The 350-nt window shown below is 49.7% G+C and carries 1 protein-coding gene; it reads right to left on the bottom strand.

Annotation, left to right across the window (positions count from 1 at the left end; translation table 11 throughout):
* The coding region (locus FS818_RS28410; RefSeq protein ID WP_260990003.1) for an AMP-binding protein at positions 1-302 on the bottom strand (302 nt) is incomplete at its 3' end.
* Between the last annotated feature and the right edge of the window lie 48 nt (positions 303-350).

Genomic DNA, 350 nt, shown 5'->3' with positions numbered 1-350 from the left:
TACATCCGCCCGCCCGGTTCGAACGGGTTGTCTACAAACTTCTCTGCCGTCAGCTCGGGACGGTTCAAGTATCCCCGCGCCAAGCCGTCTCCCGCGATGCACAGCTCTCCGGGCACCCCAATCGGTTGGATCGCTCCCTCTCTATTCAAGATGTACGCTTTTACATTCGCTATTGGAGTACCAATCGGTACGATACCTTGATCCGTAATCTGATTATATTTCCATATTGTTGCACATACCGTCCCTTCAGTTGGCCCATAAGCATTAATTAACAAATCAGTTCTGTCATGCCATTTCCTCATCAATTCAGTCGCGCTCGCCGAACCAGCCAAAATTAACATTCTCAACGA

Source organism: Paenibacillus xylanexedens (assembly GCF_007680605.1).
In the GTDB taxonomy this organism is placed as follows: domain Bacteria; phylum Bacillota; class Bacilli; order Paenibacillales; family Paenibacillaceae; genus Paenibacillus; species Paenibacillus xylanexedens_B.
Note: the sequence above shows the minus strand (reverse complement) of the source record. Positions and strands in the feature narration are given on the sequence as shown.